This is a genomic window from Nocardioides sp. GY 10127 (genome assembly GCF_004919085.1).
Lineage (GTDB): Bacteria > Actinomycetota > Actinomycetes > Propionibacteriales > Nocardioidaceae > Nocardioides.
In genome coordinates this window covers 92,132-112,706 of sequence record NZ_STGL01000003.1, presented here as the reverse complement: position 1 = coordinate 112,706, position 20,575 = coordinate 92,132, and the positions used below count along the sequence as shown (strand labels likewise).

The window sequence follows — 20,575 nt, the reverse complement described above, 5'->3', positions numbered from 1 at the left end:
GCGGCTCCCCCCGGTCGTGGGCGGCGAGGGTCAGCGCGCGTAGACCTGCAGCTCCGCGGCGTGGACGATCGTGCCGCGGTCGGACGCCGTGGAGCAGTCCGTGTCGTTGAGCGGGTCGGCGTCGATCTCCCCGGCGTAGCCGGCGAACCCGGTGCACTGGTTCTCCAGTGCCACGAGCCGGACGGCGGCGGCCCGGACGCGACGGGGGAGGACGAACTCCCGCAGCGTCTGGTCCGGGGCGACCGGGCGGGGCCGGACGGCGGGGAAGGCGTTCGCGTCGGAGGTGTAGACGCGACGCCAGGTGCCCGAGCCCGCGCAGCCGGTCGTGCAGACCTCGATCGCGAACCGGCGCAGCGCGGTGAACCGCGAGCCCGAGTCCTGGTCGACGTCGGTGTCGGAGTCGACCGGGTTGAGCAGCGCGCTCACCTGGACCCGCTTCACCCGGCGGACGCCGCCGGCCAGGTCCACCGAGACCGACGGGTTCGAGACGTCCACGTTCTCGGCCGTGACACCCGCCCAGCTCGTGTCCTCCGTGCCGTCGATGAGCGAGTCGGCGTTCAGCGAGCCCTCGGTGGCGGCCAGGACGGAGGCGCCGTTGGCGGCCGCCGCGAGGTTGCGACGGCTCGGCAGGGGGACGACGGTGCGCTCCCCGGCCACCACGGTGGCGCTCAGCCGGGTGAACCCGCCGCGCGGGGAGACGAACACCAGGTCGTAGGTGCCGGGCGTCATGGACTGCACCGAGCCGAGGTCCGTGCCGGGGAGGGTGTCCGCGAACGGCGTGGCGCGAGCCTCGTAGGTGCCGACGTACACCGAGCCCGGGACGTCGCCCTGCTCGAAGGCGATGGTCCCGTTGCCGGACGGCGCGGCGAACCCGCCGGTGACGCTGGTGGCGTCCCCACCGTCGGTGGCGGCGTCCACGCCCATGCCGCGTCGGGCGAAGGCGGCCCACATGACGTCGACGTCACGGCCCCCGAACCGCATGCGGTCGGCCGCGATCATCGCGTCCCGGGCGTCGAGCATCGACGTGGCGCCCTGCTGGAGCAGGAAGGAGTCGAAGACCAGCTGCACCCAGCGGCGGTTGCCGGGGCAGTACTGCGGGGGCAGCGGCGACGCGGTCGCCGACCCCTGGGCGCAGGCCAGCTGGAGCTCGGCGTCGTCGTAGGGGAACTTCTCGTCGTAGCGCTTCACCAGGGCCTGGCGGACCTCCCACTGCGTGCCGTTCCAGATCTCGCCGTCGGCGTGCACCTCGGCGCCGGTGGTGTCGAACCCGTAGTCGGAGTAGTTCAGCGGGTTGTGGTTGATCGCGTAGTCGCGGATCGCCACGCTGCGGTTCCCGGTGGCGTAGACGCCGACGGCCCAGATGTTGCCGCCGTTGTCGTAGCCGTGGCTGAACTGGTACTCGGCGGCCACCAGGTCGCTCCACGACTCACCCATCGCGCCGCCCTGCTCGGAGGTCAGCCCCTCGTCGGGGCCGGCGACCATGCGGTTGGAGATGGCGTGCGTGTACTCGTGGCCGACGATGCCCATGTCGAGCCCGCCGTCGGTGCAGGGGGCGTAGAAGGAGCCCGCGATCGGCTGGAACAGGTACTGGTTGGTGATGCCGGGGATGCCGTCCTGGAGGGCGATCTGGTTGGCGTTGTCGCGGCCGAGGAGCAGCGGCTGCCCGCCGGTGAGCGCGCCCGCCTGGGCGTTGCCGACCTCGGCGTCCCCGCCGACGCCGCCGCGGCCGAAGTTGTCGGCCTGCATGTTGTAGTTCTTCTCGGTGAAGCCCAGGTAGTAGCTGTAGTCGTGCATCCGGTTGTGCGAGACGAACAGGTTGGTCACCGAGGCGTCGATGTCGTTGCCGCCGGGCACGAGGTTGGTCGGGTCGCACTGCGACTCGTTCCAGGCGTCGGTGAACTCCGGGGTGTAGGTGCGCGTGGGCGAGACGGGCGCCTGGAGCAGGCCACCGGGGGTCAGGGGGCTCACCCAGGCCTCGTGCGTGGTCGCGTTGTTGCCGACCGTGGTCGTGGTGGACGTGGCGCCGGCGTTGACGGTGTCCCAGCCGACGGGGGAGGCGAGGTTCTCGAACGGGCCGGTGGGGGAGGTGCACAGGTCGGTGGCCACCCAGCAGCCGACCACCTCGTCGTCCGGGGTGACGCCGACCTCGGTGGAGTCCATCGACGGGTTCGCCGTCCAGTACGCCCAGGTCGGGTCGAAGCCGAGGCCGTCGGCGGACGGCTGCTCGGCGTCGGAGGTCGCCACCAGCATCGAGTAGGTGCCGACGACCGCGGAGGCGCTGTCGTAGGGGCAGACCTGGGCGGCGTAGACCCCGGCCGGGAGGTCGTCGGAGGCGTAGGTGGCGACCTCGGGGCTGGTCCCGAGGTCGCCGGTGTAGAGGAGGGCGCCGTCGGGGCCGAAGAACTTCACGACCACGTCGTCGACCGGGGCGGCCAGCGCCACCGCGTTGATCGAGCGCGTGGCGTCGTCGGTGAGCTCGAACTCGTGCCGCGGACCGCACTCGGTGCTGCTGTAGGTGCCGGAGTAGACGTCGGAGACGGAGTCGTTCTCGGCCTGGTCCTGACGGAACCAGACGGTGCCGTCCACGGCGTCCACGAAGACGGTGTAGGCGAGGGTGGCGCCGCCCTCGACGTCCACGACGTTGGCGACGTAGACCGGTCGGACGGTGCCGTCGGCCAGGGCCAGGGAGCGCAGGCGCACCTGCTGCTCCTGGGCGAAGCCGGGCACGGTGAGCCGCGTCCAGCTCAGGGGGCCGCCGTCGGCGGTGCCGGCGATCTTCGAGACCTGGGCGGTGCCGAGCGGGCGACCGACGTTCGCGGCGGCGGCCAGCCAGCCCTCGAGGGGGGTGAGGACGGCGGCCTCGGGCGTGGCGTCGGTGCGCACCAGCGAGGACGAGACGTAGACGATCGAGCCGCGCGAGACGCCCACCGTGACGAGGCTGCCACCGGCGGCCGGGAGCCCGCCGAAGCGCTGCCGGAAGAGGACGGCATGGCCGGCGTTCGCGCCTGGATCGCCGTCCGCGTCCGGGTACGAGGCGAGCTCGGCGTCGTTGACCAGTGCGAGCCCGTCCATCTGGGCCGCGGTCATGCCGAACAGGTCGGCGTGCCGGCGCAGCCAGGTGCGGGCGGCCCGGACGGGGTCGGCGGAGGTGGCCAGGGCGAGCACGCCGTCCTCGGCGAGGACCGAGGCCGGCGTCCCGTAGTCGTTCCAGCGCAGGGAGACACCGCCGAGGTCGGCGTCCAGGGCCCGGGCGGCGCGCCGCTGGAGCGCGGAGGGCACGGCCGTGCCCCGGGCGTCGAGGTCGTCCAGTCCGGCGGTGGGGTCGGCGAGGGTGCCGAGCCCGTCCGTGGTGGTGCTGCCGAGCGAGGAGCCGAGCGCGGAGGCGCCCGACGCGGTGGCGGGGAGTGCGTCCGCCGCGAGGGCCGGGAGCTGGGTGAGCCCCGGGGCGAGTGCGGCGGTGAGCAGGGCCAACGCGGCCGTGGTCCGGCGCGCGCGGCGCTGGTGAGGGGTGGTCATGGCCCGACAACGGCCACCGGAAGCCCCGGGTTACGCGCCGGTAGGTCCAACGGCCCTGACGTCACGCACTGTGAACAGAGACCAACGCCGGTCCCCGGCGGCCTGCACGAGGGCTACGGTCGTCCCGTGCGCGCGATCCGACGACTGACCGTCCGCCCGGCGCTGCCGGGGCCGCTCGAGGGGCTGGGGGAGCTCGCGGGGAACCTCCGCTGGGCCTGGCACCCGCCCACCCAGGACCTGTTCGCCGAGCTGGACGCCGGCGCGTGGGCCGACAGCGGGCACGACCCGCTCAAGACGCTGAGCCTGGTGCCGCGCGCCCGGCTGGAGGCAGCGGCCGCCGACGAGGCCTTCGTGGCGGCGGTGGAGGCGGGGGTGGCCGACCTGCGCCGCTACCTCACCACGGACCGCTGGTACCAGCGCTCCGCGGCCCGCGCCGAGGGCCCGGAGGCCGCCGCCTGGCCGCGCGCCATCGGCTACCTCTCGGCCGAGTTCGGCATCTCCGCGGCGCTCCCGGTGTACTCCGGCGGCCTGGGCATCCTGGCCGGCGACCACCTCAAGGCCGCCAGCGACCTCGGCGTGCCGATCGTCGGCATCGGCCTGCTCTACCGGCACGGCTACTTCCGCCAGTCGCTGGACCGCCACGGCTGGCAGCAGGAGAGCTACCCGCTGCTCGACCCGGCGGCCCTGCCCGTCCAGCTCCTGCGCGAGGCCGACGGCACCCCCGCCACCATCTCGCTGGCGATGCCCGGCGGCCCGGACATGGTGGCCCGCATCTGGGTCGCGAGCGTGGGCCGCGTGCCGCTGGTGATGATGGACACCGACGTCAAGGAGAACCCCCAGCACTACGCGGACGTCACCGACCGGCTGTACGGCGGGAACGCCGAGCACCGGCTGCGCCAGGAGCTGCTCCTCGGTGTGGGCGGCCTCCGGGCCCTGCGCGTCTTCTGCCGGCTCACGGGTCACCCCGAGCCGGAGGTCTTCCACCTCAACGAGGGCCACGCCGGCTTCCTCGGCATCGAGCGCCTGCGCGAGCTGAGCGTGGCCGAGGACGGTCCGCAGCTCGACCTCGCGACGGCGCTGGAGGTGGGGCGCGCCGGCACGGTGTTCACCACGCACACGCCCGTCCCCGCGGGCATCGACCGCTTCCCCCGGACCCTGGTGGAGCAGTACTTCGCGACCGCCGGCGGCGTGACGCCCGGGGTGCCGACCGAGCACGTGCTGGGCCTGGGCGCCGAGGACTACGTCGGCGGCGACGCGGGCGTGTTCAACATGGCCGTCATGGGCTTCCGGCTCGCCCAGCGCGCCAACGGCGTCTCCCAGCTGCACGGGCACGTCTCGCGGGAGATGTTCAACGGCCTGTGGAGCTCCTTCGACGAGGACGAGGTGCCCATCACGTCCATCACCAACGGCGTCCACGCGCCGACCTGGGTGGCGCGCGAGGTGCTCGAGCTCGCGGTGGCCCGCGGCGCCGACCCCGAGGGCGACGACACCGAGGCGTTCTGGCGCGCCGTCCAGGAGGTCCCGGACGCCGAGCTGTGGGCCGTCAAGCGGCGGCAGCGCGAGCGCCTGGCCGGCGAGGCGCGCCGCCGCCTGCGGGCGTCCTGGCTCCAGCGCGGCGCCACCGAGGCGGAGCTGGCCTGGACGGACTCGGTGCTGGACCCCGACGTCCTCACCATCGGCTTCGCCCGCCGGGCCGCGTCCTACAAGCGGCTCACGCTGATGATGCGCGACCCGGCCCGGCTCAAGGCGCTGCTGCTCGACCCGCAGCGGCCGGTGCAGCTGGTCATCGCGGGCAAGGCCCACCCGGCCGACGACGGCGGGAAGAAGCTGATCCAGGACATCGTGCGGCTCTCCGACGACCCGGAGGTCCGGCACCGCATCGTCTTCCTGCCCGACTACGACATCGCCATGGCGCAGCCGCTGTACCCGGGCTGCGACGTCTGGCTGAACAACCCGCTGCGGCCCTACGAGGCGTGCGGCACCTCGGGCATGAAGGCTGCGCTCAACGGCGGCCTCAACCTCTCGGTGCTCGACGGCTGGTGGGACGAGTGGTTCGACGGCGAGAACGGCTGGGCCATCCCGTCCGCCGACGGCCTGGACGACCCCGAGCGCCGCGACGACCTCGAGGCCGCGGCGCTCTACGAGCTGATCGAGAACGAGGTCGCCCCGCGCTTCTACGACGCGGACGCCTCGGGCGTGCCGACCCGCTGGACCGACATGCTGCGCCACACCCTGCTCTCGCTGGGGCCGAAGGTGCTGGCCAGCCGCATGGTGCGCGACTACGTCCGGCTGCTCTACTCGCCCGCCGCCGGCTCGTCGCGGGCCCTGGGGGAGGACCACGCCGGCGCCCGCTCGCTGGCCCTGTGGAAGCGGGGCGTGCGCGAGGGCTGGGGCGCGGTGCGCGTCGAGCACGTCGAGGGCTCGTGGGTCGGGCCGGTCGAGCACGAGGTCCCCGAGGTGGGCGACCGGCTCTCGGTCCGCGCGTTCGTGGCGCTGGGCCAGCTGGACCCGCAGGACGTGGCGGTGCAGCTGGTCGAGGGCACGGCGGTGGACTCCGACGAGCTGGTGGACGTCACCACCACCGACCTGGCCCGGGCCGAGTCCCTCGGCTCCGGCCGCTACCGGTTCGACACCGAGATCGAGCTCGCGCACGCGGGCCCGTTCGGCTACACGGTGCGGGTCGTGCCGAGGCACGCGGCGCTGGCGACGCCGGCCGAGCTCGGCCTGGTCACCTACCCGCGCTGACGCCGCCACGGGCGCCGGCACCTAAGCCGGCGCCCGACGGCCGGGCGGCCCCTGGGGGCGGCCCGGTCAGCGCATCTCGCGCAGCACGACCAGCGTCCGCCTGCCCAGGACGAGGTGCTCGCCCGCGCGCACGACCTCGCCCACGGGGTGCTCGGCGTCGGTGGAGATGACGACCTCGCCCTTCTGCACCCAGTCGTTCTCCGGCAGCAGCACCCGCTGCCGGGCGCGGCCGGGGTTGAACCACACGACGAACGAGGAGTCGAGCTGCTGCTCACCCCGCGGGCCGGGGGAGCGCAGGGGGCCGCCCGAGAGGAACATGCCGAACGCGGAGACCTGCGGGTCGTGCCAGTCTGCGTCGGTCATCTCGCGGCCCGAGGGGTGCAGCCAGGCCATGTCCTTCGGGCCGCCGACGATGGTGGGCCGCCCCTCGAACCAGTGGCGCTGGCGCAGCGCGGGGTGGTCGCGCCGCAGCTGGAGGGCCGCCTTCGTCGTCTCGTAGACGTCGAGCCAGGCGTCGTCGGCGCGCCAGTCGATCCACGAGGTCTCGTTGTCCTGGCAGTAGGCGTTGTTGTTGCCGCGCTGGGTGCGGCCCCGCTCGTCGCCGGCCGTGATCATGGGGACGCCGTTGGCCAGGCAGAGGGTCACCATGAGGTTGGCGGCCTGGCGGCGGCGCAGGCCCTGGAGTGCCGGGTCGTCGGTCTCGCCCTCGACGCCGTGGTTCCAGGAGCGGTTGTTGTCCGTGCCGTCCCGGTTCTCCTCGCCGTTGGCCTCGTTGTGCTTGCCGTTGTAGCTGACGAGGTCGCGCACGGTGAACCCGTCGTGGGCGGTGACGAAGTTGATCGAGTTGTAGGCCGTGCGGCCGTCGTCGGAGTACAGGTCGGAGGAGCCGGCCAGGCGCGTGGCGATCGCGTGCACGCCCCAGGTCTGGTTGCGCCAGAAGTCGCGCAGGGTGTCGCGGAACTGGTCGTTCCACTCGGTCCAGGGCGCGGGCATGCCGCCGACCAGGTAGCCGTCCATCGAGGCGTCCCAGGGCTCGGCGATGAGCTTGACGTGGCGCAGCACCGGGTCCTGCCCGATGGCGACCAGGAGGTCGGCGCCCATGTCGACGTTCGTTCCGGTGCGGGTGAGCGCGGACATCAGGTCGAAGCGGAAGCCGTCGACGTGCATCTCGGTGACCCAGTAGCGCAGCGAGTCGAGGATCATCCGCAGGCCGAAGGGGTTCTCGGTGTTGACGGTGTTGCCGCAGCCCGTGACGTCCCAGTAGGTGTCGTCGAAGCCCTCGGTGCTCGGCACCCGGCGGTAGAAGCCGCGGTCGTCGAGGCCGCGGAAGCTGAGGGTCGGGCCCAGCGGGCCGGCCTCGGCGGTGTGGTTGTAGACGACGTCCAGGATGACCTCGAGCCCGGCGCGGTGCAGCGACTTCACCATCTGCTTGAACTCGTTCACCTGGCCGCCCGCGTCACCGACGGAGGAGTAGGCGCCGTGCGGAGCGAAGTAGCCCAGCGAGTTGTAGCCCCAGTAGTTCACCGCGTCGCGGGCGGTGAGGCCCGGCTCGGAGACGAACTGGTGGACCGGCAGGAGCTCGACGGCGGTGATCCCGAGGTCGCGCAGGTAGTCGGTCACCGCGGGGTGGCCCATGCCGGCGTAGGTGCCGCGGAGCTCCTCGGGGACGCGGTCGTGGAGCTTCGTCATGCCCTTGACGTGGCACTCGTAGATGACGGTGTCGCGCCAGCGGCGCTGCATGGGCTCGTCGCCCTCCCAGTCGAAGGAGGGGTCCACGACCACGCTGCGGGGCACGAACGGCGCCGAGTCGGAGCGGGAGCGGCGGTGCGGCTGGCCGAAGACGTAGCCGAACGCGGCCTCGTCGGGCACGAACTCGCCGCTCACGGCCTGGGCGTAGGGGTCGAGCAGCAGCTTGTCGCGGTTGAAGCGCAGGCCCTGGGACGGGTCCCACGGGCCGTCCACGCGGAAGCCGTAGGGGGTGCCCGGCGCGATGCCCGGGAGCGCGCCGTGCCAGATGCCCAGGGAGTGCTCGGTGAGCTCGTGACGGGTCTCGACCTCGCCGCCCGCCTCGTCGGTGCTGAACACGCAGACCCACACCTGGGTCGCCCCCGGGGCGCTGACCGCGAAGTTGGTCGACTCGGGCGTCCAGGTGGCGCCGAGGGGCCAGTTGCGGCCGGGCCAGACCTTGGCGGTCTGACCGAGGTGCTTCCAGGTGACGGGTGGCATGCGGGGATTGTCCCAGCCTTCCGCCCGACGCGGTGGGTGCGGGCGGAGTGACGCGTCTGACAGAGTTGCCGGTGTCCCGCGCGGTCCCGGTCCGCCAGATTGAGCCCCGCGGGTGGACGGGCACCTCCCGTCGCCCCCCGCATCCCCAGCACGGGGGACCTCACGCACATCCCCGAAGGAGCCACCCATGGCCGAGTTCGTCCGCCTCGAGGTCGACGAGGGCGTCGCCACGATCAGGCTGGACCGCCCCAAGATGAACGCGATCAGCCTGGCCGTGCAGGCCGAGCTGCGGGAGGCGGCCGAGGAGGTCTCCGACCGCGAGGACGTCGCGGCGGTGGTCCTCACCGGTGGGGAGCGGGTCTTCGCCGCGGGCAACGACGTCAAGGAGATGGCCGACATGTCCTACGCGGACATGCTGGCCGTCGCCGGGCCGCTCCAGGCCGCCGTGACCGCGGTGGCGGAGATCCCCAAGCCGGTCGTCGCGGCGGTCAACGGCTACGCGCTGGGCGGCGGCTGCGAGCTGGCGCTGGCCGCGGACGTCCGGTTCGCCGCCACCGATGCGGTGCTCGGCCAGCCCGAGGTGCTGCTCGGGATCATCCCGGGCGCCGGCGGCACGCAGCGCCTGGCGCGGCTCGTCGGCCCCTCGCGCGCCAAGGACCTCATCTTCACCGGCCGGTTCGTCCGCGCCGACGAGGCGCTGGAGATCGGTCTGGTCGACCGGCTCGTCGCGCCGGCCGACGTCTACGCCGAGGCGGTGGAGTGGGCCCGGCAGTTCGTCGGCGCGGCCTCCCTGGCCCTGCGGGCGGCCAAGCAGGCGGTGGACGGCGGGCTGGCCACCGACCTCACCACCGGGCTCGCCCTCGAGCGGGCGGCCTTCGCCGGCCTGTTCGGCACCGAGGACCGCGAGGCGGGCATGCGCTCCTTCATCGAGAACGGACCGGGCCAGGCCCGGTTCGAGGGGCGGTGAGCCGCGTGGCACGGATCGCGCGGGGTCGCGCGCTGCTCGCCCAGCTGGTGTGGACAGCGGTCGTCGTGGTGGCTGCGGTGCTCGCCCTGGGCGCCCTGCTCGTCGCGATCGGGGCCAACCCGGACAACACGCTCGTGCGCCTGGTCTTGGACCTCGCCAACGCCGCGGACCTCGGAGTCTTCAGTCGCACCAATGGCATCCGCCAGTTCGGCGGCGAGAATGCGGACGTGAAGAACGCGCTGTTCAACTGGGGCCTCGGAGCGATCGCCTACCTGGTGGTCGGCCGGGTGCTGGCCCGGTTGATCAGCCCGGGCAAGAGCTGAGTGTGACCCAGCCCACCGCCGGGGTGGGCACCCAAATGTGACCGGCGGGTAACATCGCCGGAGTCGAGAGCCCAGGAGTGGCCCCGCGGGGCCGGAGGACCAGATGAACATTGTCGTGTGCGTGAAGTACGTGCCGGACGCGACCGCGAACCGGCAGTTCGAGGCTGACAACACCGTCGACCGCGTCGGCGTCGACGGTCTGCTCTCCGAGCTGGACGAGTACGCCGTCGAGCAGGCGCTCCAGCTCAAGGAGAAGGCCGAGGACCCGAGTGCGGTCACGGTGACCGCCCTCTGCGTCGGCCCGGAGCAGGCCACCGACGCGGTGCGCAAGGCGCTCCAGATGGGCGCCGACGCCGGCGTCCTCGTGACCGACGAGGCCGTCGCCGGCTCGGACGCCCCCGCGACGTCCCTGGTGCTGGCGAAGGCCGTGGAGAAGCTGGCCGCGGAGAACGGGCAGGCCGAGATCGTCATGTGCGGCATGGCCTCCACCGACGCCGGCATGAGCGTGGTGCCGGCGATGCTGGCGGAGCGGCTCGGGCTGCCGCAGGTCACCTTCGCCTCCCGCGTGGAGACCCAGGGCGACCAGGTGCGGATCAAGCGGGACACCGACACCGCCACCGAGATCGTGGGCGGGCGCATGCCGCTGCTGCTCAGCGTCACCGACCAGACCGGCGAGGCCCGCTACCCCTCCTTCAAGGGGATCATGGCCGCGAAGAAGAAGCCCATGACCACATGGTCGCTGGGCGACCTCGGCGTGGACGCCGGCTCCGTCGGCGCCTCCGTGGCGTGGACCGTCGTCGAGCAGACCACCGCCCGCCCGCCGCGCGAGGCCGGCGAGATCGTCACCGACGAGGACGGGTCGGGCGCCGTGGCGCTGGCCGGCTTCCTCGCCGACAAGAAGTTCATCTGAGCGCGGCTGAGCGAAGAGAGAGGACGCAGAACATGAGCGAGGTCCTGGTCGTCGTCGACCACGTCGACGGCGCGATCCGCAAGCCCACCCTCGAGCTGCTCACGCTGGCCCGCCGCCTGGGCACGGCCTCGGCGGTCTTCATCGGCCCGGCCGACGCCGCGGCCGCCGCGGCCGAGAAGCTGGCCGCCCACGGCGCCGAGAAGGTCTACACCGTGGACGACGCCGCCCTGCGCGGCTACCTCGTCGTCCCCAAGGTCGAGGTCCTCCAGCAGCTGGTCGAGAAGACCTCCCCGGCCGCGGTGCTGCTGGTCTCCGGCGCCGAGGGCAAGGAGATCGCGGCGCGGCTCTCGATCCGCACCGGCTCCGGCCTGATCACCGACGCCGTGGACGTGGCCGCCGACGGCACCACCACGCAGTCGGTCTTCGCCGGCTCGTACACGGTGCAGGCGAAGGTCACCACCGGCACGCCGATCATCACGGTCAAGCCCAACGCCGCCCCGGTGGAGGACGTCGCCGGGGCCGGCACCGTCGAGCCGTTCGCGGCCACGGTGAGCGAGGCTGCCCGTTCGGCGATGGTCGTGGCCTCGCAGCCGCGCAAGGCGTCGGGACGCCCCGAGCTGACCGAGGCCGCGATCGTGGTCTCGGGCGGCCGTGGCACCGGCGGCGACTTCGCCCCCGTGGAGGGCCTGGCCGACGCGCTGGGCGCGGCGGTGGGCGCCTCGCGCGCCGCCGTCGACTCGGGCTGGATGCCCCACAGCTTCCAGGTGGGCCAGACCGGCAAGACGGTCTCGCCGCAGCTCTACGTCGCCAACGGCATCTCGGGCGCCATCCAGCACCGGGCCGGCATGCAGACCTCGAAGACGATCGTGGCGGTCAACAAGGACCCGGAGGCGCCGATCTTCGAGCTCGTCGACTTCGGCGTCGTCGGTGACCTGCACACCGTGCTCCCCGCGCTGACCGAGCAGGTCACGCAGCGCAAGGGCTGAGTCCGGCACGGCGGAGGAACGCCGGGTCCCTGTTCCGACGTTCCTCCGCCGCCCGGACAGTGTGCTCCCGCCCACCCCTTCTGCGCGAGGGGTGGGCGGAGTCGTCTGCGCCGGTTCCTCACCGGTGCCCGCGGATTCTCCCGGGGCCACCCGGCGCCGCGGGACGGGCCGCAGACCGCGCCGGTCCGCAGTAGGTTGCCTGGCCATGGCTTCCCTGCCCCCGGCTGCTCACGGGTCCGGCGTCCTGCGGACGACGTGGCTCGCGCTCGTCCTGGGGTCCGTCGTGGGCGCCCTCGCCGCGGTCTACCTGCTCCTCGTCCGCCTGCTGGTCGGGCTGGTGTGGGACGGGGCCGACCCGCGGCTACCCGGCGAGGGCCGCTGGCAGGTCGTGCTCGTCTGCGTGGTGGGCGGCCTGCTGGTGGGTCTCCTGCGCCGGCGGCACGACCGGGACACCCCGCACGACCTCGAGGACGTCCTGACCCTGCTCGACGGCCTCACCGGGGCGGACGCCGAGCAGCAGCCCCTGCCGAGGGCGACGTGGCTCCTGCGCGCCGGCGCGCTGGGCGTGGTCTCGCTCGCGGCGGGCGCCTCGCTCGGCCCGGAGGCGCCGCTGCTCCTGATGGCCAGCGGCCTGGGCCAGCGCGCCGCCCGCATCCTGCGGGTGACCCGGCACGAGGCCGCTTACCTCTCCTCGGTGGGCGCGGTGAGCGGGCTCTTCGGCGGCCCGCTGGGCGCCGTGGTGCTGCCGGTCGAGGGCAGCCGGCGACCGGAGGTGCCGTCCCGGTTGGTCGGGGCCGGGGTGGTGGCGGCCGTGAGCGGGCTCCTCACGCTCCTGGTGCTGCTCCCCGGCGAGGGGCTGCACCGCTACGTGCTGCCGGACCCGGGCAGCCTGGAGGGCCTCGACCTGCTGGTGGACCTCGGCTGGGTCGCCGTCGCGGCCGTGCCCGCGGCGCTGGTGGGTCTCGCGCTGCAGCTCTCGCTCGAGCCGACCCGGCGCGCGGCCGAGCGGCTCGTGCCGTCCGCCGTGCCCCGCGCGGCCCTGGGCGGCGCGGTCCTGGGCCTGTGCGGGGCCGTGGAGCCGCTCGCCCTGTTCTCCGGCGAGCACGACGGGCAGCACCTGCTCGACGCCGCCGCGACCACCGGGGCGGGCGCGCTGCTCGCCGTGGCCGTGCTCAAGCTCGTCGCGACGCTCGCCTGCCTGTCCACCGGGTGGTTCGGCGGACAGATCTTCCCCGTGGTGCTCTCGGGCATGGCGGTGGGGCTGGCCGTCGCGACCCTCGCCGGGGCGGCCCACTGGTGGGGCGTCGTCCCGCCGCTGGGTGCCCTCGCCGCCGCCGGCGCGGCGTCGGCCTGCGTCGTCCTGCTCCGCCGGCCCCTGGCCGTGGTGGCGCTGCTGCTCTTCTTCTTCCCCCTCGAGGCGTCGCCGGGTCTGCTCGCGGGTGCCGCGATCGGGATGCTGGTGCTCTCCGCGCTGGGGGACCGCGTCCCGCAACCGGCGCACCACTGAGCCGGCGCACCCCCAGGACGCCGGCGCACCCCCGAGGAGGGAGTGGCTCAGGACGAGGCGGTGACCAGCGGCGGCAGCAGCACGTCGTAGGCACGCTCGGTCAGGTGCAGCCCGTCGTCCTCGAACGCGTCGTCGCCGAGGTCCTCCAGCAGGTCCCGCGTGTCCACGACGGCGCCACGGCGCGCCACGAACACCTGCTCGGCGGTCTGGCTGTACCAGCTGATGGCGGCGTTGGTGCGGCCCTGGGCGCCGGGGGCGCCGGGCACGACGCCCGGGGGAGCCAGGTAGACCCAGCGGCGGGCGCGCACCAGGTCGACGACCGCGGCCAGGTGCGTGCGGAACGCCTCGCGCGGGGTGGCCGCGGCCGGGGCGGCGTCGTTGGTGCCGACCGAGACCACCACCACGTCGTCCGGGGTGATCGACTGGCTGCGCACCTGCGCGGCCAGGTCGGCCGCGAGGGCCCCGCCGCGCGCCGCGTTCACGACGAGCGCGCCGGCGGCCACGCCGACCTGCTCGCCCTTGACCCCGAGCCGCTCCAGGTGGCTGTCACCCACGAGCACGATCCTCATCCTGCGAACCCCATCTCCGGCCCCCTCGCGGGGTGCCCTCGGCGCGCACCCTCGTCCTGCGCGCTCTTTACCCACGAACCTAGCGGCGCCCGCATGCCGAAGCGCGTCGGGGAGAGGGTTCTCACGCGCCTAGTCTGGGCACCGTGACGACCACCGCCAGTGCGCCCAGCCAGACCCCCGCACCCTCCGCGGTCGCGGAGCCGTCCCTCACCAGCGAGGACGCCGTGCGCGCCCTCGCCCGCCGGGCCCGGACCGCCTCCCACGAGCTGGCCGTCGCCACCCGGGCGGTCAAGGACGCGGCCCTGCACGCGATGGCCGACGCCCTGCTGGCCGCCGAGGCCGACGTGCTGGCGGCGAACGAGGAGGACTGCGCCCGCGCGGAGGCCGGTGGCACCCCGCCGAACGTGGTGGACCGGCTCCGGCTCACCCCCGACCGGCTCGCCGGCATGGCCCAGGGCCTGCGGGACGTCGCGGGCCTGCCGGACCCCGTCGGCGAGGTCGTCCGTGGCTCGACGCTGGCCAACGGCCTGGAGCTGCGCCAGCTGCGGGTGCCGTTCGGCGTGGTCGGGATGATCTACGAGGCCCGCCCCAACGTCACCGTCGACGCCGCCGGCATCTGCCTGAAGTCCGGCAACGCGGTGCTGCTGCGCGGCTCCTCCAGCGCGGCCTCCAGCAACGCCGCGCTCGTCGCGGTCCTCCGCGCGGCGGCCGCCGAGGCCGGGCTGCCCGCGGACGTCGTCCAGCTCGTGCCGGCGGACTCGCGCGAGACGGTCACCCACCTCATGCGGGCCCGGGGCGACGTCGACGTCCTCATCCCGCGCGGTGGCGCGGGCCTCATCGCGGCCGTGGTCGAGGGCTCGACCGTGCCGGTCATCGAGACCGGCGTGGGCAACTGCCACGTCTACGTGGACGCCGCGGCGGACCTCGACATGGCGCTCGAGATCGTCCTCAACTCCAAGACCCAGCGCACCAGCGTGTGCAACAGCGCGGAGTCGCTGCTCGTGCACGAGGCGGTGGCCGAGGCCTTCCTGCCCCGCGTCGCGGCGGCGCTGCGCGAGCGCGGGGTGACCATCCACGGGGACGAGGCGTTCGCCGCGCTGGAGGGCGTCGTGCCCGCCACGGAGGAGGACTGGGGCACCGAGTACCTGGCGCTGGAGATCTCGGCGGCCGTCGTCGAGGACCTCGAGGCGGCGGTGGCGCACATCCGCCGGTGGTCGTCCGGCCACACCGAGGCGATCGTCACCTCGGACGTGCGCGCGGCCCGCCGGTTCACGGCGGCCGTGGACTCCGCCGCCGTCATGGTCAACGCCTCGACCCGCTTCACCGACGGGGGCGAGCTCGGGTTCGGTGCCGAGATCGGGATCAGCACCCAGAAGCTGCACGCGCGGGGCCCGATGGGCCTGCCGGAGATGACCTCGACCAAGTTCGTGGTCACCGGTGACGGGCACGTGCGCTGACCGGCCGACCCACCGTCTAGGATGTCGCCCATGCTGCAGCTGATCGCCCTCGCCGCCGAGTCCGAGTCCGAGGTCAACCACGCCCTGAGCTGGGGCATCGGCGCCCTCGCCCTCGTCGTCCTGCTGGGCCTCATGGTCGCCCTGCTGACGTTCGCCGGTGGCCGCGAGCACAGCTGACGCCCTGATGGGCGGGCCGAGCGCCGCGCCGACCCCCGGCCGTCGCCGGGTGGGGGTCATGGGCGGCACGTTCGACCCGATCCACCACGGCCACCTGGTCGCGGCCTCCGAGGTCCAGTCCTGGTTCGACCTGGACGAGGTCCTCTTCGTCCCCACCGGTGACCCCTGGCAGAAGTCCGGCCGGGCCGTCACGGAGGCGGAGCACCGCTACCTCATGACGGTCATCGCGACCGCCGCGAACCCCCGGTTCAACGTGAGCCGGGTGGACATCGACCGGGCGGGTCCGACGTACACGATCGACACGCTGCGCGACCTGCGCGACAGCCTGCCGGACACGGACCTGTTCTTCATCACGGGCATCGACGCGCTCGCGGAGATCTTCACCTGGCGCGACGCGGGGGAGCTCTTCGAGCTCGCTCAATTCGTCGGGTGCACCCGTCCCGGGTACACCATGGACGAGCAGACGCTGGGAGCGATCCCGGCCGACCGGGTCACCCTCGTCGAGATCCCCGCCCTGGCGATCTCCTCGACCGACATCCGCCGCCGCAAGGAACGGGCGGAGCCGGTCTGGTACCTGGTGCCCGACGGCGTCGTGCAGTACATCGCCAAGCACGACCTCTACCCGGCCACCGGCGAGCAGCCGCGCGGCCACCTCCGAGGAGACTGACGTTCCACCCATGACCGCCACCGACCACGCCCGCGACCTCGTCGTCGCCGCTGCCCGCGCCGGGAGCGACAAGCTCGGCACCGACATCATCGCCTTCGACGTCTCCGAGCAGCTCGCCATCACCGACGCCTTCGTGCTCATCTCCGCCTCCAACGACCGCCAGGTCCGCGCCATCGTCGAGGAGGTGGAGGACCAGCTCCGCGAGATCGGCGCCAAGCCGCTCCGCCGCGAGGGCGAGCGGGACGGCCGCTGGGTCCTCATCGACTACGGCGACGTCGTCGTCCACGTCCAGCACGAGGAGGAGCGGCAGTTCTACGCCCTCGAGCGGCTGTGGCGCGACTGCCCCGTCATCGGCCTGCCCGAGGACGTCACGCGTGGCTGACGTCGTCGACGCCCCCGGGGGTCGACGACTCCTGCTGCTGCGGCACGGCCGCACGCCCTACAACCACGCCCGCGTGGTGCAGGGGCACATCGACTCCAGCCTCGACGACACCGGGCTGCACCAGGCCGCGGCCGTGGCGCCGCGCATCGCCGCGCTCGACCCGCAGCACGTCTGGTGCTCCGACCTCACCCGCGCCCGCCAGACGGCCGAGCCGCTGCTCGCGGCCACGGGCCTCGAGGCCACGTACGACGCGCGCCTGCGGGAGTTCAACCTCGGCACCCGCGAGGGCCTGTCGCACCCGGAGTACGAGGCCGCCGCGCCGGAGGAGTACGCCACCTTCGTCACCGGTGACTTCGACGTCGTGGACGGCGGGGAGGCGACCGCCGCGGTCGCCCAGCGGATGACCTCGGCGCTCGACGAGCTGCTCGCGGCGACCGACCCCGGCCGGGTGTCCGTGGCCGTCTCGCACGGCGCGGCGATCCGGGTCGCCGCCGTGGCGATGCTCGGCTGGCCGCTCGAGGTCTCGCGCAGCCTGCGCGGGCTCGCGAACTGCGGGTGGGTCGAGCTGGTCGAGTACCACGACACCGCCCGCGGGCTGCGCCTCGCGGCCTACAACCGGGTCGTGGGTCCCGACGTCGCCCCCGTGGCCCCCGCGACGGTCTGACCCCGGCGACCCCGGGAGGCCGGCAGGGTCCTCCCGGGAGCGCACCGGTTCACCCGGATTTCGCATTCGCGAAGGCGTTGGTCTACTGTTCTCGACGTCGCAAGGCGCGCCGGAAGGCGGGCGGAGCGGCTACCCACCTCGGGGGTGTGGCGCAGCTGGTAGCGCACCTGCATGGCATGCAGGGGGTCAGGGGTTCGAGTCCCCTCACCTCCACCGGAGGTCAGTCCGCGGGAGACAGGCGAGAGCCTGTCGCCCGCGGACTTTCTCGTTTTCCGCCCCCGGCCGCTCACGCCTCCGAGGGGTCCGGGATCTCCTCCGGCCGGTAGCGGGGGAGCCGCGAGGCCGGGAGGATCGCGATCGCGCTGAGCCCGGCGAGGACCAGCAACCCGATCCGGAGCGCGTCGAGGCGGGCCGTCGTGGTGGCCTCGACGAGGGCGTCGGCGTCCGTGCCCTCCACGCCGCTGTCGGCCAGCGCGTCGCGCAGGTGGTCGTTGCTGATGAAGCCGACCGAGTCGAGCTCGGCCTGGGCGGCGAGCTCGGGGGAGACCTCGGGGTGGTCGAGGGTCGCCTGGGCGATGCTGAGCGAGAGGAACGAGACCAGCATGACCCCGGCGAGGGCGGTGCCGACGGCGGAGGCGAGGTTCTGCGTCGTGCCGCGGATCGAGCCGACGTCGCCGGCCAACGTCGTGGGCGCCGAGGTCACCAGCACGTTGAACACCAGGGTCACGAGGGCGCCCTGCCCGACGCCGAAGACCACGAGCCCGAGGATCGTCGGCACCGTCTCCCAGTTGTTGGTGACCACGAACGCCAGCCACGCCAGCCCGGCGGTGGTGAGGCAGAAGGAGAAGACCGCGATCGTGCGGGGCGGGAAGCGACGGTAGGTGCGGATCACCAGGGTCGCGGTCACGAACACCGTGAGGTTGAACGGCATCATCGCCAGGGACGTCGAGAAGGCGCTGCGGCCCTGCACGATCTGGATGTAGAGCGGCACCGTGAAGTTCAGCGCCGACTCCAGCAGGACCACGACGAACATGGCGTAGACCGCGGCCCGCTCGGTGGGCTCGCCGAGGACGCTCAGCGCGATCAGCGGCGTGCGGCCGTCGCGGGTGCGCCGCCGCGTCCAGAGGAAGAACCCCTGGCCCAGCACGATGCCGAGCACGACCATGGCGGGCGCGGGGGAGACCCCGGCCAGGTCGAACGGGGCGTCCGGCGTGGCCAGCAGCGGGCCCCAGGTGTTGAGGTTGTTGAAGCCGAGGGTCAGCGAGATGACGCCCAGACCGATGAGGGCGGCGCCGACGACGTCGATCTGGACCGACGCGTCCCCCTTGTCCCCGCGCAGGGTGAGGCTCAGGGCCAGGACGGCCACGGCCAGGGCCAGCACGATGAGGAAGGACGGACGCCAGCCCACCAGCGTGCTCAGGGCGCCGCCGATCAGGAACGCGCTGACGCCCGACAGGGCGCGGGCCGAGCCGAGCGAGCCGATCGCGGTGGCCTGCTGGTCGCCCCGGTAGTTCTCGGCGATGAGGGCGACCAGGGACGGGACGATGATCGCTGCGGAGGCTCCGGCCAGGGCCTGGGCCGCGATCACCCACCCGACGGAGGGTGCCAGCACCATCATCGTCGCGGAGACGGCGAAGACCGCCACGACGACCCGGAAGACGATGACCCAGCCGACCCGCTGGCCGAGCTTGGCGCCGACCATGACGAGCGCGGCGACCGCGATGCCGTAGGTGACGATCGCGGTGCTGACGCTCGTGGCCGGTACGTCGAAGTCCTCGACCATGCCGCCCAGGGAGACCGGCAGCGAGGCCACGTTGAAGGACATGAGGACCTGCGCGAGGAAGAGGCCGACCAGCGGCAGCCAGGAGGCCTTCTCGACGTCGGCGGGCGGTGCGGTGGTGCTCGTGCTCATCGGTGGGACCCTCTCGTCGGGACGTGGGCGTCGGAGGCGAAGATGTTGAGGCCGAGCGCGCGGGAGAGGTACGCGGTGGCGCGCTGCCCGCGGACGCTGTTGCCGGCGGGGTCCAGGCGCGGCGAGTAGACGCCGATGCCCGCCTTGCCCGGGGCGATGGTCACGATGCCGCCCGAGACGCCGGACTTGCCGGGCAGGCCGATCTCGAGGAGCCACTCGCCGGAGCGCTCGTAGAGGCCGTTGGTGGCCATCACCGCGAGGGTGTCGCGGCAGACGTCGGCGGCCACGACCTGCTCGCCCGTCACCGGGTTGACGCCGCCGTCGGCCAGCGTCGCGCCCATCACCGCGAGGTCGTGTGCGGTGACGCTGAGGGCGCACTGGCGGGTGTACACGTCCACGACCGCCAGCGGGTCGAGCTCGACCCGCCCGTAGCTCTCCAGCAGGCGGGCGATCGCCCGGTTCCGCTGGTTCGTGGCGGCCTCGGAGCGGTAGACCTCGTCGTCCACCTCCAGCGGGCGCCCGGCGAAGGCGGAGAGCCCCGCCTGGATCGTCGCCCACTGCTCGTCGGCGGACGCGCCGGGCACGAGCGCCGTGGTGGCCAGGGCGCCCGCGTTGACCATCGGGTTGAGCGGGTGGCCGCCGTTGAGCTCGAGCGCCATCACCGAGTTGAAGGGCAGGCCGGTGTTGTTCACGCCGACGCGGTCGGCGACCACGTCGTGGCCGAGGTGCTCGCGCACGAGGGCGTAGACGAAGGCCTTGGAGATCGACTGGACGGAGAAGGCGGCCTGCGTGTCCCCGACGGCGTGCGCATGACCGTCCACGTCGACCACGCAGACCCCGAACAGCGCCGGGTCGGCGCGGGCCAGGACCGGGATGTAGTCGGCGACCGCGCCCTCCCCGTGCGGCGTCGCGTGCGTGAGCGCGCGCGCCACGAGGTCGTCGATCTCCTCCTGGGCCGGGAGCGGCCCCGTCGCCACCCGCTGCTCCACGTGCTCGACCCCGAGGTCCATGCCTCGCCTCCCCCCGCTCCGGGCGGTCGGCACCTGCCGGCCGCGAAACGGCTCGAAAGTAAAGGACCAAGGTGGTCCGCGCCAGGGGGTCTGCACCCGTGTCAGGGGCCTCCGACGTGCGGTCCGGGAGGGCGACGGGAGGGGTCGGGGAGAGGGGCCGGGGGCGGGTTGGGGGCTCGGACCCGGGTGGGCTACTGTTCCGTCCGCCGGTCCAGCGGGCCGGCGACGACGGGCTGTGGTCCGTCGCCCGGGGGTGTGGCGCAGCTGGTAGCGCACCTGCATGGCATGCAGGGGGTCAGGGGTTCGAGTCCCCTCACCTCCACCGGCGACACGACGAGGGGCGGTCTCCCGCAAGGGGCCGCCCCTCGTCGCGTCCAGGGCCGTGCCCCGGGCGCGTCCAGACCGTGTCCCGGGGCCGCCGCACGAAGGTGCGAGGGGGGATCGGGGGCCCGCCCTGAGTGGGATGGACGGGCCCCGTGCGAGTGGGTGACAGCGGAGGGTCGTCACACTCGCACTCGGCCTCGGGCGAGCCTCCCCCCGGAGATCGCCGCGCCGAC

16 protein-coding genes and 2 tRNA genes are annotated in these 20,575 nt (G+C 73.7%); 13 read left to right on the top strand and 5 right to left on the bottom strand.

The annotated features are described in order from the left end of the window. Positions 1–30 precede the first annotated feature (30 nt). Positions 31–3,516, bottom strand: a complete 3,486-nt coding sequence (locus E8D37_RS04215) for a M36 family metallopeptidase (protein WP_136568530.1) — start codon at positions 3,514–3,516, stop codon at positions 31–33. A gap of 126 nt (positions 3,517–3,642) precedes the next feature. Here E8D37_RS04215 and glgP point away from each other — a divergent pair, with 126 nt between their 5' ends. Next, a complete protein-coding gene (gene glgP / locus E8D37_RS04210) occupies positions 3,643–6,261 on the top strand; it encodes an alpha-glucan family phosphorylase (protein WP_136568529.1) in 2,619 nt (872 codons plus the stop codon). Between the two features lie 66 nt (positions 6,262–6,327). On the opposite strand, the gene glgX is transcribed toward glgP, so the two are convergent. Next, positions 6,328–8,487 (bottom strand): glycogen debranching protein GlgX, encoded by a 2,160-nt coding sequence (gene glgX / locus E8D37_RS04205; RefSeq protein WP_136568528.1) that lies wholly within the window; start codon positions 8,485–8,487, stop codon positions 6,328–6,330. A 187-nt stretch (positions 8,488–8,674) separates the two neighbouring features. Between glgX and E8D37_RS04200 the strand changes: the two genes are divergently transcribed. The 5 genes from E8D37_RS04200 to E8D37_RS04180 all read left to right on the top strand — a co-directional run bounded on the left by E8D37_RS04200 (position 8,675) and on the right by E8D37_RS04180 (position 13,180). After that, on the top strand, positions 8,675–9,454 hold the full coding sequence (locus E8D37_RS04200) for an enoyl-CoA hydratase-related protein (RefSeq protein ID WP_136568527.1): 780 nt from the start codon (positions 8,675–8,677) through the stop codon (positions 9,452–9,454). 5 nt (positions 9,455–9,459) lie between these two features. Then, positions 9,460–9,777: a hypothetical protein gene (locus E8D37_RS04195; protein ID WP_240770182.1), complete on the top strand. Its 318-nt coding sequence runs from the start codon at positions 9,460–9,462 to the stop codon at positions 9,775–9,777. A gap of 103 nt (positions 9,778–9,880) precedes the next feature. Continuing rightward, positions 9,881–10,687 carry an electron transfer flavoprotein subunit beta/FixA family protein gene (locus tag E8D37_RS04190; protein ID WP_136568525.1) on the top strand — a complete coding sequence of 269 codons (807 nt, stop codon included), beginning with the start codon at positions 9,881–9,883 and terminating at the stop codon, positions 10,685–10,687. Between the two features lie 32 nt (positions 10,688–10,719). After that, a complete protein-coding gene (locus E8D37_RS04185; protein WP_136568524.1) occupies positions 10,720–11,673 on the top strand; it encodes an electron transfer flavoprotein subunit alpha/FixB family protein in 954 nt (317 codons plus the stop codon). Positions 11,674–11,878: 205 nt separating this feature from the next. Then, positions 11,879–13,180: a chloride channel protein gene (locus tag E8D37_RS04180; RefSeq protein ID WP_136568523.1), complete on the top strand. Its 1,302-nt coding sequence runs from the start codon at positions 11,879–11,881 to the stop codon at positions 13,178–13,180. A gap of 47 nt (positions 13,181–13,227) precedes the next feature. On the opposite strand, the gene E8D37_RS04175 is transcribed toward E8D37_RS04180, so the two are convergent. Further along, entirely contained in the window at positions 13,228–13,734 is a 507-nt protein-coding gene (locus tag E8D37_RS04175) for an SGNH/GDSL hydrolase family protein (RefSeq protein ID WP_168929611.1), read from the bottom strand. Between the two features lie 158 nt (positions 13,735–13,892). Between E8D37_RS04175 and E8D37_RS04170 the strand changes: the two genes are divergently transcribed. The 6 genes from E8D37_RS04170 to E8D37_RS04150 all read left to right on the top strand — a co-directional run bounded on the left by E8D37_RS04170 (position 13,893) and on the right by E8D37_RS04150 (position 17,309). Continuing rightward, positions 13,893–15,206, top strand: a complete 1,314-nt coding sequence (locus E8D37_RS04170) for a glutamate-5-semialdehyde dehydrogenase (RefSeq protein ID WP_136568521.1) — start codon at positions 13,893–13,895, stop codon at positions 15,204–15,206. Positions 15,207–15,236: 30 nt separating this feature from the next. Then, positions 15,237–15,383, top strand: coding sequence for a hypothetical protein (locus tag E8D37_RS19695; protein WP_168929610.1), 147 nt, complete (start codon positions 15,237–15,239; stop codon positions 15,381–15,383). 7 nt (positions 15,384–15,390) lie between these two features. Continuing rightward, positions 15,391–16,050: a nicotinate-nucleotide adenylyltransferase gene (gene nadD, locus E8D37_RS04165; RefSeq protein ID WP_136569021.1), complete on the top strand. Its 660-nt coding sequence runs from the start codon at positions 15,391–15,393 to the stop codon at positions 16,048–16,050. Positions 16,051–16,060: 10 nt separating this feature from the next. Beyond that, positions 16,061–16,432 carry a ribosome silencing factor gene (gene rsfS / locus E8D37_RS04160; RefSeq protein WP_136568520.1) on the top strand — a complete coding sequence of 124 codons (372 nt, stop codon included), beginning with the start codon at positions 16,061–16,063 and terminating at the stop codon, positions 16,430–16,432. Further along, the gene (locus E8D37_RS04155; RefSeq protein WP_136568519.1) at positions 16,425–17,096 is read left to right on the top strand and encodes a histidine phosphatase family protein; all 672 of its coding nucleotides are present in this window, start codon (positions 16,425–16,427) and stop codon (positions 17,094–17,096) included. The genes rsfS and E8D37_RS04155 overlap by 8 nt, the downstream gene beginning before the upstream one ends. 140 nt (positions 17,097–17,236) lie before the next feature. Continuing rightward, positions 17,237–17,309 (top strand) — tRNA-Ala (locus E8D37_RS04150). Between the two features lie 73 nt (positions 17,310–17,382). Here E8D37_RS04150 and E8D37_RS04145 read toward each other — a convergent pair. Beyond that, on the bottom strand, positions 17,383–19,008 hold the full coding sequence (locus E8D37_RS04145) for an MFS transporter (RefSeq protein ID WP_136568518.1): 1,626 nt from the start codon (positions 19,006–19,008) through the stop codon (positions 17,383–17,385). Beyond that, complete coding sequence (glsA, locus tag E8D37_RS04140) at positions 19,005–20,018, bottom strand: glutaminase A (RefSeq protein WP_136568517.1); 1,014 nt, start codon at positions 20,016–20,018, stop codon at positions 19,005–19,007. Before glsA ends, E8D37_RS04145 begins: the two co-directional genes overlap by 4 nt. Before the next feature lie 249 nt (positions 20,019–20,267). Between glsA and E8D37_RS04135 the strand changes: the two genes are divergently transcribed. Then, a tRNA-Ala gene (locus E8D37_RS04135) sits at positions 20,268–20,340 on the top strand. Positions 20,341–20,575 lie beyond the last annotated feature (235 nt).

What these genes read in the sequence shown, in the direction of transcription:
- E8D37_RS19695 (WP_168929610.1), top strand. Translation starts at nt 15,237, where the DNA reads ATGCTGCAGCTGATCGCCCTCGCCGCCGAGTCCGAGTCCGAGGTCAAC.
- glgX (WP_136568528.1), bottom strand. Translation starts at nt 8,487, where the DNA reads ATGCCACCCGTCACCTGGAAGCACCTCGGTCAGACCGCCAAGGTCTGG.
- nadD (WP_136569021.1), top strand. Translation starts at nt 15,391, where the DNA reads ATGGGCGGGCCGAGCGCCGCGCCGACCCCCGGCCGTCGCCGGGTGGGG.
- E8D37_RS04215 (WP_136568530.1), bottom strand. Translation starts at nt 3,516, where the DNA reads ATGACCACCCCTCACCAGCGCCGCGCGCGCCGGACCACGGCCGCGTTG.
- E8D37_RS04185 (WP_136568524.1), top strand. Translation starts at nt 10,720, where the DNA reads ATGAGCGAGGTCCTGGTCGTCGTCGACCACGTCGACGGCGCGATCCGC.
- glsA (WP_136568517.1), bottom strand. Translation starts at nt 20,018, where the DNA reads ATGGACCTCGGGGTCGAGCACGTGGAGCAGCGGGTGGCGACGGGGCCG.
- E8D37_RS04190 (WP_136568525.1), top strand. Translation starts at nt 9,881, where the DNA reads ATGAACATTGTCGTGTGCGTGAAGTACGTGCCGGACGCGACCGCGAAC.
- rsfS (WP_136568520.1), top strand. Translation starts at nt 16,061, where the DNA reads ATGACCGCCACCGACCACGCCCGCGACCTCGTCGTCGCCGCTGCCCGC.
- E8D37_RS04180 (WP_136568523.1), top strand. Translation starts at nt 11,879, where the DNA reads ATGGCTTCCCTGCCCCCGGCTGCTCACGGGTCCGGCGTCCTGCGGACG.
- E8D37_RS04145 (WP_136568518.1), bottom strand. Translation starts at nt 19,008, where the DNA reads ATGAGCACGAGCACCACCGCACCGCCCGCCGACGTCGAGAAGGCCTCC.
- E8D37_RS04200 (WP_136568527.1), top strand. Translation starts at nt 8,675, where the DNA reads ATGGCCGAGTTCGTCCGCCTCGAGGTCGACGAGGGCGTCGCCACGATC.